Origin of the sequence: Microvenator marinus, assembly GCF_007993755.1 — a bacterium.
Classification (GTDB): domain Bacteria; phylum Myxococcota_A; class Bradymonadia; order Bradymonadales; family Bradymonadaceae; genus Allomicrovenator; species Allomicrovenator marinus.
Genome location: NZ_CP042467.1, coordinates 2,606,814 through 2,621,276, shown reverse-complemented (window position 1 = coordinate 2,621,276; position 14,463 = coordinate 2,606,814). Strand labels below are relative to the sequence as shown.

The following is a 14,463-nucleotide window of genomic DNA, read 5'->3' as shown; positions in this document are numbered from 1 at the left end:
GGCATAAGGGCTACGGAGTCCGCGTGTGCTCAGCAAAGAGCGACGTTCGAACCAAGTTGAGTCCGCGCAAGCTGTGGATATCCGTACTGAAAAAAGGCACTCTTTGAATCGGTGTGTTGCGGCTTATTGCCCGCCTCAAGACCTCTATTGAGTTATTGTCCACCTCAGCAAGTACGGCGGATTCCTGAGCATTTTTCAAGAGCTTCCCAGCAAGATCGCGCAGGTCCTCAGGGCTCAAGTGGTCTACGGCATGCCCGCTTTCCGCAAGATGATGGACCACAGAAACCGCCGGCATTCGAGCATCCTCCGCGTCCACCCATGCGGTTCGGACGCGATTGATTACAAAACCACCCACCTGAACTTCTTCATCGCCCAACTTTTTGTGGAAGTAGAGGGCTTCCTCCAACGACGATGCTTCTGGCGCCGTAACCACCACAAAAGTTGATTCAGGGCCGGTCAATAGCTTTCTGACTCGGCGACTTCGCTCCTTCAAACCCTCAAAAAGCACCGCAAAGTTCTTTAGGAACGTCGAGAATTCCTCCAAGAGCTCCGCCCCTGTAAACTTACTCAGCGTCTTGAAAACATAGGCTGTACCCGTTGAAAACACGCCCAAGCCTGTGCGACCGGCGAGCATCCCGGGCTTGAAGAGCCAGTAGAGCGCCTTGTTGTCTACCGCATCCTCGAGTCGCTTAGGAGCCTCAAGGAAGTCCAGCGCGTGAGTGGTAGGGGGCGTGTCCAGCACAATCAGGTCGAAGTTCCCTTCTTCGTAGAGCTCATAGAGTCGCTCGGCGGCCGCGTACTCCTGCGTGCCGGCCAGGCTTGTGGAGAAATACTGATAAATCCTGTTCTCGAGAATCGCCTTGCGCTCCTTGGCTGGCGCATAACGCCGAACCACATGGTCAAAGCTCTCTTTCATGTCGAGCATCATGGCCCAAAGCTCGCCTTTTGGCTCAAGCCCGATATCTCGAAACTTCTCGATCGGAATGCGGGTGACGTCGTTGCTCAAGGCGTCGATACCCAGGGAGTTCGCAAGGCGTTTCGCTGGGTCGATCGTAAGTACGAGTACCCGACGCCCCTGCATCGCAGCGTGAAGCGCGATGACCGCACTTGTAGTCGTCTTTCCAACACCACCGCTGCCCACACAAACCACGACTCTCTTACTAGCCACCAATTCAGCGAGTTTGCTTTGCGCGTTCATGATTGCCCCCCTTCAATTTCGGACTCGAGCTTTTCGGCGAGTGTCAGAAGGGATTGAAAGTCCATACGCGGCGTAAATACGAACGGAAGTGTATGTCGGGGTAGCGGAATCTCACGATCGATCTCTTTCAGATACCCGGCCTGCAATCGCGTGCGCATCACTCGAAAGTTCGCCGCATCAATCATCGCCAGTACTGACGGCTCTTTGACGTGTTTTGCAGCAGCGTTGAGGATTTCATGTTCCGACTCGCTGAAGAGTGGCTCGTAAACGCCGTTCGCAATCACAGCCCCCATCGGGATCTTGAGCTCGTCGCGAGTTTGGTTGTGGAGCATGATCGTCTCATTGACCGGCATCTCTTCTGCCAAAGTCACCAGATTCAAGGCCGTAATCTCCGGGTCCCGCAAGACCTCGATGATGCGCTCCGCCTCTTCAAACATATGGCCAGAGCTCAGGATCGAGGTGATGACCATTGGGATCTTCAGTAGAAAGAGCCCGTGACCCGTTGCCGGCGCATCCACCACGATCTTGTCCCAGACGTGCTTGCCATTCTCTTTCTCGACCACGTGGTAATAAGCCTTTCCGAGCATGACCAGCTCATTGAGGCCAGGGATCGCGCGCAAAAATGACTTCATGATGCGGTTTTCAAACACCGCCTTGTAGACGATACGCACCTTGAGCATCATCACCGCGTACTCTTCGAGGGCCGCTTCAGGCGTGATGTTGACCGCCCAGAGGTTGTCCTCGACCTCGGTGATCTCAGTGCCCACTCGCCCGGCCCCGAACATAGAGCTCACCTTATCGTGAACGTTGAGCTCAATGAGGAGGGTCTTCTCGCCACGCCTCGCGCAACTTAGCGCAAAAGCTGAGGAAACGGTGGTCTTCCCAACGCCTCCTTTCCCGGAAAAGAGTAAAAGCCGTTTTTTATAGAGGTTCGTTGATTTCAAGGGTTTCGCCGCCCAAAAACAGGCGCTGAAATGTACGCCATGCACACCTTGGATGTCCAGACCCGAAGCAACGATCCCAGAATCTCACCACGCATCGGGATCCTGTCGACTCTTGAAGTAGGGGCCGAGGCGCGCCTCGATGAGATCTGCAACTTCGTCGTCGCTCGGGATCCGATAAAGCCGTTGGTCTTTTGGGTCCTTGATCGGTCCCCAGTTGAGCTTCGAATTACGCACGATTCGGTCAAACGGCTTGGCCCATTTCTCGCTCCTTAAGCCCTGGTCAAGCGCAGCGTCCGCGGGGAACTGATAGGTATGAACTCCAGAAACCATGCTCCTGAAAATCCCATGCAACCAATTGAGCGCCGCTTCGCGCGCCTCGTCGGAATCCTTGAACACAAACTCACGCACGTTTGAATTGGTGGCAATATCGTTCCCGTTGACCACCACTCGCCAACGCTCCGCCTCCACGCGCCCTGTGGCGAGCAGCACCATATAGTCCAAAAACCCGCTTAGAAACTGGTACTCGCTATTCCAACTCCCAAGCCCACTCGCGTTATTGAGGGTCAGGCTGACCCCGCTCTTGGACAGCACGGGGCCCGTCTTGCCGCTAAGAATCACCTTGAGTGGGGGTTCGCCCGGAACTTGGAACTCGATCGGGTCCGAGAAGTTGACCTGCACCCGCCGTTCGCGGTCTCGCCCAAAATGCCAGACTTCGGGCTTTTCAGCCGTTGAGATTTCGAGGAGTTCGAGGTTGTTGAGCCATTGCTGCATCTTATGCAGATGCTTTTGGCGATTGGCCTTGAGAAAGATCCCGGTCGGGATTTGTCCGCAGAGTTCCTGGACCCGAGCATGTTCATCAAAAAGCCTTTCGAGGTCTGCTTCCTTGAGATCTGCACCTTGTTTTGTCCAGGCCTCGAGCAAAATCGCGCTCAACTCTCGTCGAACCCAAGCTCCCGGGGTCGAGAAATATTCGGTCTCAACCGCAAAAATATCTTCATCGCTTCCGGTTCGAAGGCCGAGGAAAAACTCAGCCGTACCTTGCAGAGGATTTTCCAAAAATCTCCGGATCTGCCGAATCGAAATCGTGACCTCCTCATGCCATTCGGGTCGCTCGGGGAGATCCACAAAGCCCAAGAGCTCAGCAACCTCTGGCGCGTTACGTGCCGCACCTGCGGATCGCAGAGCCAGCGTTTTAGCCTCTCTCAACGCCTCGGGATGCACGTTGATAAACTTCGGATCGCCACGGAAATACGCGGGGTCAAACCGTCTAAGCGGGTGCTTCCGGTGCACCTTCTCGAACTCGTCCTCGTCCAGATAATAACGCTTCAACATGAAGTCGAGCTCGCGGACCACCGATGAAGGCATCATCTCTTCACCGGTATGCGAATTGCGCGAAACGTAGCTCAGGTAGAGCCTTTCGCGCGTGGAAATCATGGTCTCAAGGAACATGTACTCGTCATTTCGCCGACTGGAAAAATGGTCGAATTCCTCGCTACGAGCCCAACGCAAATCAAGCGGAGAACGCGTATCCATGCGGGGAAAATTGCGCTCACCGAGCCCTAAGATGAAGACCACTTTGAAAGGAATTGGCCGCATAGGAACAAAGGACGAGACGACCACACCTTCGGCCAGGTACTGGCCCCGCGAGATTTCCAGGTTTTCGAGCGCTGCGTCGATTGAGTCCAACGCCACACGGTACGAGACAGGCCGCGTTGAAAGTTCACGGTCCTCGAGGTCGTCGATGGTGCGAAGCACACGACTCATATCCATCTCGTCGTCCTCATCTACGCAATGTAGCGAGGCTCGAATCCACTCGGCGACGAGCGTGTACCAAACCTTCAGAGGGTGCTCAGCTTCAGCAAACTCGCGGGACTTGGAAATCAACTCCCGCGCCGCGCGCACAAAACTCGCCACGCTCTTCATCTCGGACGGACTCGTCGAATACGGCACCCACTCTTGTTCGCCCGAAAAGACCCGCAAATCCTCGGTATCGTTGTGCATCAGGACGCCAAGACTGAGCCTGCGTAGCCCCTGATCCCAATGATAGAGCGCCTTTTTGATGTAGGTATGCTCAAGGTCGGACTGGTCGCCACCATAGAGAATATGGAGGTCGTCAACCCAACGTTTCCAGTCCTGTGGCCGCGCCTCAGGGGCCCGCGCCATAACATTAGGGTGAGTCAGAAGACGCAGTAACTCGTCGCGTCTGAACTCCCCAAAAGGTAACTTCAGTAGTAGATCAACACCTTCCAAAAATCGGCGGTTTTTTGAGGCGCTGATATCGATGATATTATGTGGAATATTCCATGTGTCCCTAAATATGGCGCGGATATGAGCCTGGTATGCCTCTCTGTCTTCAGGGTTAACCACCACAGCGAAATCATTAAAATTAAGTGTATTTCCATTCTCCTCTTCTTCCTGAATCACTCGCCAAATCTCGCTCGCCACGATCTCGACTTCGCGCTCGAGGGTCGGGCATTCGAGCACTACAAAGCTCGGATCCCATGGTCGCCGCTGAATGGTCTGGACTGCGTTTCGTGCATAAATATCGTGTTGGATTTGGTGGAGAAGTGAGTCACCCGAATCCATCGGGTCCTCAAAAAGTGGCTCGAAATCACACTCCGTCAACTGATTCAAAAATCGAATATGGTCGCGCCCAGGCTCGCCCCAAAGCCTAAGGGGTATCGGGTCCTCTTCCTCTCCCACGCGGATATTCGCCTCGTTTCTGAGATTGAGCATCGGCATGGAGCGTGCCCGCTTCTGAAAGCGTTGAGCACGGCGTAATTTCCACTCACTCGGCAGGTCCTCCCAAAACTCCATGCAGGGATTTAGCGTGTAGAGATAGACCAGGTTCTCGCTCGAAAGACCTTCGATGACCCGGTAGTACTGCTTTGCGAGGTAGGAGAGGCCAAAGAAATGAATCGGCTGTCCCAATGGCGGCGCGCCGTTAGCCACCTTGCTCAAGAACTCGCCCAAACGCATCACTTGAACCGAGGAATGCGATTGGCGAATCTCTTCAACTTTTCCTTCGGGTCCAAAGATCCGAAGCCAGAGCTCTCTTTGCCACGCTTCGGTGCTCTTGAACGGCTCTTCCTCCAAAATTGTATGAGTCGCCCACGCCTCGATCATTTGTGGCCGGCTAAGCTCGTACTCCTCAAAAAACCTCGCGAGTCTGTCCGCCACCTGAAACGCCCTTCGATCGCGGTCATCGTGGTCGCGGGCGGCATCCAGATAGAAGTCGAGCTCTGGCAGGGGGCGCTCGGTTGAGAGGATCTCGTCGAGGAGCAATCCACGGACCATCTCGCGGTCCAAAAACTTGATCTCCGCTCCTAATAATCGAGTCAAAAACCGATTCAGGAACATGTACTCCACGTTGGCGGAAATCCCCTCTCGTCGCGCAACTTCGAGCTTCAGATAGGTCTCGATATTGCGGTTCGGCACGACCACCAAACGGGTATCGAGCGGATCTGAATCCCGCGCAAAAGCACACGCCACAAATGCGTCGACGAGTCGCTCCAAGTAGTTTGAATACCAGAGTTGAATCATGTCTCGAACACTACACGTAAAGGGGCTTGCCCCCAAGGTATAAGACCGCCTATCGTCCTCGGTATGACACAGACCTTGCGCTATCCCAAGCCCCAAATTCTGGCCCAGATCCCCCTGAAGCACCACGCGGTGATCGAGGCTTCTGCTGGCACCGGAAAGACCTACACGCTCGAGCACTTGATCATCGAAATCATGCTCAAGCCAGAGGCACGCGTTGGCGTTGAGGAAATTTTAGTGGTTACGTATACCGAACGCGCCACGAGTGAGCTTCGAAGCCGAGTCCGCGCCCTTCTTGAACGCATTTTGACCACGCGCCCCGAAGACGTGGAGCTCAAACCCGGTGATGCGTTCTGGGAGATCGACGAATCCACGAGACTCTATCTTGAGAGTCAGGTCTACGCGTTTGATCGCGCGCCAATTCACACCATCCACGGGTTTTGCCGCCGTATTTTGAGCGAAAACGCCTTCTATCTGAGAAAGCTTTTTGACCAGACACACGAGGATTCCTCTCATCTCTTTGAGCGCGCGTTCCATAAGGCATTGCGCACTGAAATTGCCGTGGAATCGCCCCTCAAAGAACTTTTGGAGCATTGGCTCTCGAGGCACTCCTTTGAAGAGCTTCAGCGTGGACTCTACGTGGTTTGCACCACACCCGCCGATATCCGTCCGAAGTTCAATCTTTATGATCTTGAGCGTGCTCTCACCCAGCTTCATGAGCGTCGGGACGCCGAATGGCAGGGCTTGGAGAGTTTGGCGTCCAATTCGGTGCCCACTGATTTCATGGAAGCGCAAGAGATTGCCATGGAGATGTTCAAGGTGGCTGAAGACTTTGTCAAAGGTCGGCCCATCCCGGACCTTCTCGTCTCCGTGGACCATCGGGTCGAGGGGTGGCAACGGCTCAAGAAGGTCAACGGACTTAGGAATCGATGCCCCGCGCTCGACACCATGCTCCTTGAGTTCCCACCCTTAAAGGCAGCCGTTTTGCAGGCCTTTGCGCCCCGCGTGATGGCTGCACATATTCGGGAAAAGGAGCGAGGTTTCTACGATTTCGATGATATGCTCACCACGGTCTGGGAGCGTATGAAGGACCCGTCAGACCCCACTGCCGCGGCCCTCATCCAGTTTTTGAGAATGCGTTACAAGTACGCCCTCGTGGACGAGTTTCAAGACACCGACGAGGTCCAGTGGAACATTTTCAAGACCCTTTTCTTCGAATCCCCAACCAATAGACTTTTCGTGATCGGCGACCCGAAGCAGGCCATCTACGGGTTTCGTGGAGCTGACGTTCATACCTACCTGCAGGCCAAGGAGCAGATGGCCAAACGCAGTCCGGTTGTTCCGCTCAAACAGAACTTCAGGTCTACACCCAGGGTCATTCAAGCCTACAACGCGGTCTTTAATCAGAATGACCGTAATCCTTTTTTTGATGCCCAGAAAATTTCTTATGATGAGCCTGTAGAGCCCGGAAAGGAGTTTTTGCGCGCGCTGGATAAGCACGGCAACGATATCGTTCCGTTCTCTATGGTGCGTCTCGATAAAGGGGGAGAGAAAATTTATGGTGATGATCTCTTCGATTCCTATGGTCATTATATCGCTGATGAGATCCTGAAAATCTTGGGTGACGAACCGATCTTTCTTCAGGACGAAGGCGAGCTCAGGCGGGTAGGACCAAGCGATATCTTTGTGCTGGCGAGGACGAGGCGAGAAGAACACAGGATCGGAGAGGTGTTCCGTGATCGTGGGGTGCCCTTTGCGTTTTACAAACTCGAGGGCCTCTTCGCCACGCCTGAAGCGGCTGAAGTCTTGGACGTGCTCAGAGCCATTGACGAGCCTCACCTTGAGGATCGTCGGATCAAGGCATGGATGACGCACTTTTTCGAGGTGGATATCGAGGACCTCGGACGATGTCGAGACCTGCCCGAAACACACCCGATTTTCGATCGGCTCATCCGGTGGAGCGAACTTGCCCAAGCGCGAGATTTTGAGCGCCTCTTCATCGATATCTTGGACCGAAGTGGTATCGTGCGCCGCGAGATTTTTGACCGTCATTCGGAGCGCGAACTCACAAACTATCAGCACATCTTCGAGCTGTTACTCGAAGCCTCACACGGCTCCAATACGGCTTTCAAGGACCTCATTGAGACTCTCTCGTCGTGGGTTTCCGGCACGAAACATGCCGGTGATGACGACCGAGATATTCAGCGCCTTGAGAGTGAACGCGACGCCGTTCAGATTATGACGTTCCACAAATCAAAGGGACTCGAGGCGGACGTGGTCTTTCTCTTCGGAGGGATATCGAGAAACTCCTTCGACGAGTTCACAACCTTGCACTGGGGCCACCGCAGAATCCTTCATATCGGCAAGCCCTACGCCCCAAAAGCCATCGAGCTTGCGCGCCACGAAATCGCCGAAGAAGACCGCCGCCTCCTCTACGTTGGCATCACGCGCGCTCGCGCGCGAATCGTGGTGCCTTTTGCAAGTCGCGCAAAAGACATCCATAAATTCGACGGCATGATGAGGATGCTCAATGACCGCCTCATTTCAATGCAGCGAAGTCGCACACTTAACGAATTGCTCTTCGAAGAAATCACAATCTTTCCATGGGATGAAAATGCGCCCCGCGTTCTCCCGCCGCGGATTGTTCGACAGGAGATCCAGCTAGAGACTCTGAGAGCGTTTAACGAAGACTTGAGACCAAAGAGCTTCGTCATCAGCTCTTATAGTCGGATGAAGCGTTTTACCGGTGGTTATAAGGCGACTGCCGCGGATGACCTTGATGGCACAGCCGAGCCATTTGAGGCCGAGCCCGCACAGATTCCCTCGGCATGGAGAAAGGAAGAGGAGCTGCCAGGCGGCGCCTTACAGGGGGTCTTTCTCCACCAAATTCTAGAGGACCTCGAGTATTTCTCGGAGCCTCTTGGTCTTGATGACTGGCGTTCACTGCCCGCTACAACCAAGGTTTTTGACACGAACTTCAAGCGCTACGCCATTGACCCAACCTACCGAAATTATTGTGAGTCGATTGTACATGCCACGTTGTCGGCTCAGATTGAACTCCCGGACTCAAAGACAATGCCTCGGCTCGGCCAGGCGTCGCGTGTACTCAAAGAGGTGGAGTTCATGTTCCCCATCCCCGAAGGTGAATTCGGGTTGGATATTCGGCCGGATGGGCCTTTTCGGATTGAGCGCGGGTGGATCAAAGGGTTTATCGACTTACTCTTCGAATACGACTCCAAGATCTATTTCGCGGACTGGAAGTCGGACACCCTTGAGAACTACTCAAAGGACTTGCTCGAGCACCATGTGGCCAAGAATTACGGGACTCAGGCATCTCTCTACGGGCTTGCGGTCGCGCGCATGTTGCGGCTTCACACCAAAGAAGAATACGACGCGCGTTTTGGGGGATATCTCTACTTCTTCCTGCGCGGAATGAATGCGACCGAGGGAGTCTGGTCAGCCAGGCCGGAGTTCGAGGATTTGCTAAACTACGAGTCTGACCTCGTGGCCGCGCCTATTTACTAGCCGCCTTGGCCGCTTCGTCAAGCTCCAGCTTTAACCGGATCTCTCCTTTGGCCCCTCCAAGAGAGTCCCCAATAATCTGCATTTGCCGAAATGGACCCAGGTACTCTTCTATCCACTCAACGGGCTCATCTCCCGTGGCCACCAGATTCGCAAGACCGCGAGCGTCCAAAACCATTCCCGTCCGGTTTGGGGTTTCCAAGAGCTCGGCGATCAGTGGGTCAGCGACCGGAATGGCGCGAGGGTTTCGTTGGTAGGCGAGCGCGCGGTCGAAAGCGGCCGTTGAGTCCACCACGATCATATGGTCTTGGTTCAACAAGATTGCCCAGCTCAGAATGTTGTCTTTGACCCACGCGTATTGCACCGAGTTCTCAACACGCTGCCGGCTGAGGTGCGGACTGATCTGGGTCCACGCGTCCAGAACATTCTCCATCACACTCGACTGCTTTAGCGGCACGTAAAGTGCCTCACGGGTCGCTCGAAGAAAGAAGAGGTTGGAGTAAAGACTCGCCCCTTCGGCCTGTAACTGCTTGACATCAAAGCCGTAGATGATTGCGATAAAATGCCCCGGAAGATTGTCCAAAACATCCTTCACAAGGTCGATCGCGAGTGTCTCATCGAGCTGCGCCAGAAAGCGGTCGAGCTCCACGCGTTGTTCCGGCGGGAGTCCGCTACGCACCAGGTCAAAAGTCTTTTTTGGATTGACCGACAAACGCGCCACGCCGAGTACGCCAGGCACGACGAGCCCGCCGATCTCCGGATTCAAATTGGACGCGCCTTGAATCTCTTTGACGAATGATGGCTCACTTAAATCCACATGCGTTCGGACCAAGATTTCGACCTGTGCCGGACTTCGCCATCCGATCTTTACGCCCATCGGACCGAACTGATTCCGCATCCGGCTCCAGAGTCCTTCGGCATGGTCCGTGCCAGTCTTATCTTCGATGAAGCTCTTCGTGCGAAACCCACCAACGATAGGCCAAGTGTCATCGGGTGTTTGAAAATCAGTGGTCCACGGTTTGGAGCGCCACGAACCGGCTGATTCTAGCGCGCTCCACGCCTCAAACGACTTGGCTAGCGATGCGCTTGTCCACTCGGCGCCGGGCGCGAGCCGAGGCCCTGGAATCCATGAGACTTGGTCCCCCGAGACGGCGCGTGCGAAAATCGCAGAAGGGTCTTGAGGCGTCGAGATGATCTGCACGTCAAAATCGCCCGCCTTTAATACCTCGACCTTATACGTCCCGGCTTTGGCTTTAGGCTCCAGCCACGCGTCGAACGATTTCTCTTTGTCTCTTGTGCCGCGAATCACCCAGATCCCTTCGTCTGAAAAGAGCGTGGATGGCTTCTCAAAGTCAATATCGATGAGGTCCCAAAATTCCTTGCTGTAGATGTCGAGTCCAACATTGCGAAAGACCGCCTCTTTGAATGAGACGAGGCGCCAGCGCGAGTCTGTCCGCGTGGCCAATGCATCCGCGCTTCGGACCAAACTCCCCAGGGTTTGAGCATAGAGTACAAGGTCCGAAGTCGCGGGAACCGGCGTGGAAGATTCCTTCTTGCAGCCAGCCACCAAAAGCAAGGCCGCTAGAAGTATGGCCGCGTACCTACTCACGCGCCCACTCCAAATTGACCAGATACCGCTGAAGCGCGGGTGGAAGGTCGCAAATCATGTCCAGATCAAGCTCTCTGCAAAGACTTGTCAAATCTTCCGGCGGGCCTTCGGATCCCACCAGCATCAAGCAGTCGAGACGATGAGCCATGGCCTTGATCAGCGGACTGTACGAGTCCGCGCGGCGTCTCGACCCCACGGCAACGAACCTCTGCTCCGGGAACATCTCTAAGAGCTCATGAGCCATCAGCATCTCGAGGATATTCGCCGGCGGCGTCGGCATCGACCTCAGCCGCATATCGTAATCCCTCAGGTGAAGATAGCCCTCAGGAAGGCCGGCGTATTGAATGGCAGCTTCAAGGTGTTTGTAGAGGTGTCGAGGCGCGTGGCTCACGTAGAAAATTGGGCAGGGATACGGATTCCCCTCGGCTAGCCGGTGCAGATACGTGCCTAGACCATCCACGGGGCGTCGGCGCCGCTGAAATTCTCCGAGGACAAGCTCCCCCAAAACCTGAGTGTAGCGAGACACCGGATGATTAAGGAGCAGGCCGTCGAGGTCCACGATGGCGCACCGAGGTGACTTAGAGTGTGGCACGAGGCTCCTGCTCGTGACGCCTTCCGCGCGAATCGTAGCCTGGTCACCAATGACCACGTCCACCACGTAGTCGGGGTCGCCGAGCTCAGGTTGCGCGCTGATCATGGTATCGAAGAACCCCTCTTCATCCGTGGACGTCAGGACTTCGGCCTGACCTCGCTTGACGAGTATTGGCGTCGGAGCTTGAGCGTGAATACGAAATCTGTACCAGCACGAGACCAAAATATCGAAGGCCTCATCCTCCGGAGAGGGCAGAGCGACGTTCGAGCGCTCGGCGATTCTTCCTCGCACTCTGAGGAATTCCCGTGTACCTACGCCAAGATGCGGCTTCAGTTCCACGCGGCTCCATTCCGCAAGATGGTTCTCGAGCGCGAAGTCAAAACTCTCTACGAGGTCGGTTGCAAGCTGTAGCGCGTCGCGTCCGTCAATGACGCGAATGCGCTCAAGTGCACGTTTTATGCGGTCAACGTAGACTTTGCGGCGAGTTGCATTTATGTGAGCTTCATCAAGGAACACGAGTTCTTGGCCCCGAAAGAGTTTTCGCACTATACTGTTCTTGAGAATTTCTCCCAATGTCGAAAACGCACGTGAAAAGTACCCTCGTAGAACTACCTCCGGAGCTCATCGAGCTGATCGAGGACTCCGACGTCATCGAAGATATTTCTTCGGTCGATGAGCTCGTTGAATTTCACGATATCAACGACGAAAAGGTCATCAAGCGCCTGCTGATGCCCGGCGCGCCGTTTGGTCCCTATAAAATTCTCAAATTTGTGGCAGCGGGTGGCATGGGAGAAGTCTATGCGGCCGAGCGCCAAATGCAGGATGGCAGGCGGCTCGGGCCCGTAGCGCTTAAGGTCATTTCGCCTGAGTATATGGACGATTGGGCAATTTCCGAGCGTTTCAAACGAGAAGCTCAGATCTCCCGCGCGATTCGCTCCCCTCATGTGACGCGCGTCTACGAATTTGGGCAGACTCAGGAAGGCCACGCGTTTCTTGCGATGGAGATGCTCAAAGGGGAGGAGCTTTTCGACCGCATGTACACACGCCGAATGAGTCAGGAGGAGTCCGTCGAGGTGGTGCTCGAGATCCTCGCGGGGCTCAAGGCCGTGCATGACGCTGGATTCGTCCACCGTGATATCAAACCCGAGAACGTCTATTTCAATCAGAGAGACGGCCTCGAGATGGTCAAACTCCTCGACTTCGGGATCGCGAAGGTCAAGGACCAACGCTCGGACCCGTTCTTGAGTGTGGTTGGAAAGATTTACGGAACGCCTGAGTACATATCGCCGGAACAGGGCCTGAATCCGGACGTGGATGAGCGCTCAGACCTCTACAGCGTGGGAGTGATCCTCTATGAGTTGCTCGCTGGTCGGCTTCCGTTTGACGGTGATAGCGCCTATGCGATCATCCTCGCGCATCAAAGTCAGGCGCCGCCGGCCATGGGGTCGAGCGTTGACGCCAAGTTGACGAAGATTGTGATGAAGGCGCTCGAAAAGCGGCCCGAAGAACGCTATCAAAGCGCTTCTGATTTCCAAGATGATTTGCGCAAATGGCTGGATTTTAGGCGAGACGATTTTATGGCCGATTCAGCCCATCACGGCCGTTTTCGCCAGGATACACCGCATCACGCCAAACAAACTCCTATGCATGGCGTGCCGAGCCCCGGGCTCTCCGAGCCGTCCGAATCTTCCGAAGCCCCTCCGGTGCAGATTTTCTCCAGACCGAGGCGCCGCCACCAGCCTACGCCTCATGTCTCCACCATCTCGCCGGCGCCGGAACGAGAGACGCCAAAAGAGTCGAAGCCTCTTGCCTTGAGCGACCCATCCGTCGTCGACCCGCGCGATGAGAAAGCCCATGGCTCGACCGCCGCCAAGATAATCACCGGTGTGATTATCGTGCTGGTGCTCGCCTTGGTCGCGTGGCTTAGCCTCTAGCAGTCTTTGCATCACCGGGCTGCCCAGGTGTTGAAGTATGTTGCGCCCTCTGCAAGACTACCGCACGAACTGAAGAAATCGCAGGAATCGCAACGCGGAAAGAGCCCGCGTGTACACTTAGGAAGACCAAATGAAATGGATGATGTTTTTGGTGATGGTTTTCGCTTCGCTCGCAGTGCCGCTGACGGCTTCTGCGAACCCTTGGGTAATGATGAGTTTTCAGACTCGGCAGGTCTCGCCTGACGACGCGGAGACTTTCAGAGACCTGCTCCAAACAGAGATTACCAAGGCGATGGGCGTCCAATTTGTGCGCTCGGAGACCGTCTGTGCAGATGCACAATGCGCAACGGCCGTGGTTAACCAGACAGGGGCCACCGATGGTGTCTACGGGTCGATTGGACGTCTCGGAGAAAAGATCATCGTGACGGTCGAACTCGTAAACAAGTCTGGTGATCTTCGCCGGTCCGAGCGAATGAGTGTGACTCAGATCGAGGAGCTCGAGACGGTGGCGGCCCGCCTTGCCGAGGCACTCGCCTCCAACAAACCCGTGTCGGATACCGCCGAGCTCGGAACCATCACCACCGACGAAGTTGCACCGCCCAAGCGAAAACAAGGCTTCGGTGGGCTGGCTCTCGGCGTCGGAGCGCTCATTCCTGCGCGCGGTTACGCTGAGGTCCCATTCGGCGTGGCGATGGACCTCGCCTATTGGTACGAGACGCCGCACTTTGCTATCGGCCCCAGAATCGGCGTGCGTTTTCAGGCAGACCCATCAGCCGAAGACCATTTCATCGAGGTTCCGTTTGACCTCGGTGCCTATTTTGTCTTCGGTCAGGGAAATATCGCTCCATTTATCGGCGGAGGAGCTGGCCTGCGATTTATCTCGGACACACGAAGAGACGTTGTGGTCACTGGTAGCGTCATCACCACGACTCACGAAGGCGATTTTGACGAGCAGGCATGGGCGCTCGGCACGTACGTTCGCGGTGGTGTGCTCCTCTTCAGAACCTACACCGTTCGCGTCTCGCTCTCCGTGGACTACAATATGACCTTCGCAGAACTGCACGGCGAGTCGCTTCCGCAGTCCTTTACGACCATGCTGAACGTGCACTTCTAAGGAGACCAAA

8 protein-coding genes are annotated in these 14,463 nt (G+C 55.3%); 3 read left to right on the top strand and 5 right to left on the bottom strand.

Annotated features, from left to right (window positions below; translation table 11 throughout):
• Positions 1–10: 10 nt before the first annotated feature.
• The 3 genes from FRD01_RS10780 to FRD01_RS10770 all read right to left on the bottom strand — a co-directional run bounded on the left by FRD01_RS10780 (position 11) and on the right by FRD01_RS10770 (position 5,685).
• The gene (locus FRD01_RS10780; RefSeq protein ID WP_146959488.1) at positions 11–1,198 is read right to left on the bottom strand and encodes an ArsA family ATPase; all 1,188 of its coding nucleotides are present in this window, start codon (positions 1,196–1,198) and stop codon (positions 11–13) included.
• Complete coding sequence (locus tag FRD01_RS10775; protein WP_249756175.1) at positions 1,195–2,142, bottom strand: ArsA family ATPase; 948 nt, start codon at positions 2,140–2,142, stop codon at positions 1,195–1,197. The genes FRD01_RS10780 and FRD01_RS10775 overlap by 4 nt, the downstream gene beginning before the upstream one ends.
• Positions 2,143–2,226: 84 nt before the next feature.
• Positions 2,227–5,685: an exodeoxyribonuclease V subunit gamma gene (locus tag FRD01_RS10770; RefSeq protein ID WP_146959484.1), complete on the bottom strand. Its 3,459-nt coding sequence runs from the start codon at positions 5,683–5,685 to the stop codon at positions 2,227–2,229.
• Positions 5,686–5,748: 63 nt separating this feature from the next.
• Here FRD01_RS10770 and FRD01_RS10765 point away from each other — a divergent pair, with 63 nt between their 5' ends.
• Positions 5,749–9,207 (top strand): UvrD-helicase domain-containing protein, encoded by a 3,459-nt coding sequence (locus FRD01_RS10765; protein ID WP_146959482.1) that lies wholly within the window; start codon positions 5,749–5,751, stop codon positions 9,205–9,207.
• On the opposite strand, the gene FRD01_RS10760 is transcribed toward FRD01_RS10765, so the two are convergent.
• Positions 9,197–10,813 carry a hypothetical protein gene (locus FRD01_RS10760; RefSeq protein ID WP_146959480.1) on the bottom strand — a complete coding sequence of 539 codons (1,617 nt, stop codon included), beginning with the start codon at positions 10,811–10,813 and terminating at the stop codon, positions 9,197–9,199. The genes FRD01_RS10765 and FRD01_RS10760 overlap by 11 nt on opposite strands.
• Positions 10,806–11,951: a phosphatase domain-containing protein gene (locus FRD01_RS10755; protein ID WP_146959478.1), complete on the bottom strand. Its 1,146-nt coding sequence runs from the start codon at positions 11,949–11,951 to the stop codon at positions 10,806–10,808. Before FRD01_RS10755 ends, FRD01_RS10760 begins: the two co-directional genes overlap by 8 nt.
• Before the next feature lie 41 nt (positions 11,952–11,992).
• On the opposite strand from FRD01_RS10755, the gene FRD01_RS10750 reads away from it, so the two are divergent.
• Positions 11,993–13,339 (top strand): serine/threonine protein kinase, encoded by a 1,347-nt coding sequence (locus tag FRD01_RS10750; protein WP_249756174.1) that lies wholly within the window; start codon positions 11,993–11,995, stop codon positions 13,337–13,339.
• A 130-nt stretch (positions 13,340–13,469) separates the two neighbouring features.
• Entirely contained in the window at positions 13,470–14,453 is a 984-nt protein-coding gene (locus FRD01_RS10745; protein WP_146959474.1) for a hypothetical protein, read from the top strand.
• The last annotated feature ends 10 nt before the right edge of the window (positions 14,454–14,463 follow it).

Excerpts from the sequence above, each read along its gene's own strand:
- FRD01_RS10765 (WP_146959482.1), top strand. The coding sequence starts at position 5,749 with ATGACACAGACCTTGCGCTATCCCAAGCCCCAAATTCTGGCCCAGATC.
- FRD01_RS10770 (WP_146959484.1), bottom strand. The coding sequence starts at position 5,685 with ATGATTCAACTCTGGTATTCAAACTACTTGGAGCGACTCGTCGACGCA.
- FRD01_RS10780 (WP_146959488.1), bottom strand. The coding sequence starts at position 1,198 with ATGAACGCGCAAAGCAAACTCGCTGAATTGGTGGCTAGTAAGAGAGTC.
- FRD01_RS10745 (WP_146959474.1), top strand. The coding sequence starts at position 13,470 with ATGAAATGGATGATGTTTTTGGTGATGGTTTTCGCTTCGCTCGCAGTG.